The sequence below is a fragment of the Fibrobacterota bacterium genome, from assembly GCA_019509785.1.
Classification (GTDB): Bacteria; Fibrobacterota; Fibrobacteria; order UBA11236; family UBA11236; genus Chersky-265.
On record JAEKLQ010000100.1, the window covers coordinates 1 to 2,203 of the forward strand.

5 protein-coding genes and 1 tRNA gene are annotated in these 2,203 nt (G+C 57.9%); all 6 read left to right on the forward strand.

Annotated elements, in window-relative coordinates:
* Positions 1 to 163 (forward strand): elongation factor Tu (gene tuf / locus JF616_22845; GenBank protein MBW8890602.1); only part of this gene is annotated, 163 nt, incomplete at its 5' end.
* A gap of 190 nt (positions 164 to 353) precedes the next feature.
* A tRNA-Trp gene (locus JF616_22850) sits at positions 354 to 426 on the forward strand.
* Between the two features lie 12 nt (positions 427 to 438).
* Positions 439 to 621 (forward strand): preprotein translocase subunit SecE, encoded by a 183-nt coding sequence (gene secE / locus JF616_22855; protein MBW8890603.1) that lies wholly within the window; start codon positions 439 to 441, stop codon positions 619 to 621.
* 25 nt (positions 622 to 646) lie between these two features.
* Positions 647 to 1,186, forward strand: coding sequence for a transcription termination/antitermination factor NusG (gene nusG, locus JF616_22860; protein MBW8890604.1), 540 nt, complete (start codon positions 647 to 649; stop codon positions 1,184 to 1,186).
* Positions 1,187 to 1,264: 78 nt separating this feature from the next.
* The gene (gene rplK / locus JF616_22865) at positions 1,265 to 1,687 is read left to right on the forward strand and encodes a 50S ribosomal protein L11 (GenBank protein ID MBW8890605.1); all 423 of its coding nucleotides are present in this window, start codon (positions 1,265 to 1,267) and stop codon (positions 1,685 to 1,687) included.
* Positions 1,688 to 1,841: 154 nt separating this feature from the next.
* Positions 1,842 to 2,203 (forward strand): 50S ribosomal protein L1 (locus JF616_22870; protein MBW8890606.1); only part of this gene is annotated, 362 nt, incomplete at its 3' end.

Sequence of the window (2,203 nt, forward strand, 5' to 3'; positions counted from 1 at the left end):
GACCGAGCTTCCCTCGGGCGTTGAGATGGTGATGCCGGGCGACAACGTGACGATCACGGCTGAGTTGATTCAGTCCATCGCCATGGCCAAGGACCTGCGCTTCGCGATTCGCGAAGGCGGCAAGACCGTCGGCGCCGGCGTCGTGACCGAGATTCTGGATTAAGCCTCTTAGGATTTACACCTTAAACAGGGAGAGGACAAAATTTGGTGGGATGATTGAAAGATGGCGGCAAAGTACCGTCCACAGGGGGCAGACCCCGCATGCGAAGCCGCCCGAGGAGCTGTGCAGGTGCACAGCGACGAGGGCAATGAAGCAGGCGGGCGGCAGCTTTCAATCAGACCACCAAATTTTTAGGTCAGTAGCTCAATTGGTAGAGTAGCGGTCTCCAAAACCGTTGGTTGTAGGTTCAAGTCCTATCTGGCCTGGGAATTCCGAAAATGAAACGATTTCAAAATTATATCCGGGACGTGATCGCCGAGCTGCGCAAGGTGACCTGGCCTACGCGGGAAGAGCTCAAGGGCTCTACCATAACGGTCATCATCTTCAGCCTCATGTCCACGGCATTCGTATTTCTCGTGGATTTCGTCTTGGGAAAGCTGGTGCAGCTTGTCCTCGGTTGAGGGCATAGCGCAGGCTGGAAAGCGAATGGGAATGGCAGTGAAAAAGTGGTACGTGGTCCATACCTATTCCGGCCAAGAGGGAAAGGTCAAGCAGCACCTGGAAGCCCTGGTCGATAAGAACGGGCTGAAGGATTCCTTCGGGCAGATCTTGCTTCCCACCCGCGAGGTCACGACGGTCCAAAAGGGCAAGAAGACCACGCGCGACAAGAAGTTCTATCCCTCCTACCTCCTCGTGGAGATGGAGATGAACAAGGAAACGATGCATTACGTAACGGATATCCCGGGCGTGACGCATTTCGTGGGAGTGGGCAAACCCCAGCCCCTACGCAAGGCGGAAGTGGATCGCATCCTGGGCCAGACCGCGGTCGAGCCCCAGGAAACCGGAGTGGTGGAAATCCCGTTCACGAGCGGCGAGAAGGTCCGCATCAAGGACGGGCCGTTCAAGGATTTCGACGGAGTGGTCGAGGAAATCAACCCCGAAAAGGGCAAGTTGAAGGTGATGGTCAGCGTCTTCGGGCGCTCCACGCCGGTGGAATTGGATTTCGTGCAAGTGGATGCGGTGTAAGGGCGATCGCTTCTATCGCCCGTGGCAAACCGGATACCGAGCACGAAGAGAAACAGATAAGAGAACTTAGGAGCAACAGTGGCCAAGAAGATTACCGGATACATCAAGCTGCAGGTGCCCGCGGGCGCCGCCAACCCGTCCCCGCCCATCGGCCCCGCGCTCGGTCAGCGCGGTCTGAACATCATGGAGTTCTGCAAGGCGTTCAACGCCCAGACCCAGGATAAGAAGGGATACGTCATCCCGGTCGTGATCACGGTTTATGCCGATCGCAGCTTCAGCTTCATCACCAAGACCCCGCCCACGCCGGATCTGTTGAAGAAGGCGCTGAACCTGGAAAAGGGATCGGGCGAACCGAACCGTAAGAAGGTCGGCAAGGTGACCCAGAAGCAGATCGAGGACATCGCCAAGATGAAGATGCCCGATTTGAACACGACGAGCTTGGAAGCCGCCATGAGCATGGTCGCGGGAACCGCGAAGAGCATGGGCTTGGAGATCGCGTAAGAAAACCTAGCGCGGTGGAGTCGGCCGGAAATACCGGAACGGCCGACCGGAAGTCACGAACGGCAAGGCTCCGCAAGGAAGCCGCCGGGAGAGACCTCCGAAGACCCCCGCGCGGGACAACCGGGCAAACAGTAGGCAACCACGGGTAGGAGCAATGAAGAAGAGCAAGAACTACCGCAGCCTCGCCGAGAAGATTGATCGGCAAAAGGAGTATGAAATCTCCGAGGCTGTGACGATATTAAAGGGCGGAATCAAGACGAAGTTCGATTCCGCTCTCGAAGTCCACATGAACCTGGGCGTCGATCCCAAGTACTCCGAGCAGGTCGTCCGCGGCAACGTGGTCCTCCCTCACGGCACCGGTAAGAAGGTGCGCGTGCTGGTGTTCTGCAAGGGCGAAATGGAAAAGAACGCCACCGCCGCCGGCGCCGACTTCGTCGGGGCCGAAGAGCTGGTGGCCAAGATCCAGGGCGGCTGGATGGATTTCGACCAGGTGATCGCCACGCCGGACATGATGCC

What these genes read in the sequence shown, in the direction of transcription:
- secE (MBW8890603.1), top strand. Translation starts at nt 439, where the DNA reads ATGAAACGATTTCAAAATTATATCCGGGACGTGATCGCCGAGCTGCGC.
- nusG (MBW8890604.1), top strand. Translation starts at nt 647, where the DNA reads ATGGGAATGGCAGTGAAAAAGTGGTACGTGGTCCATACCTATTCCGGC.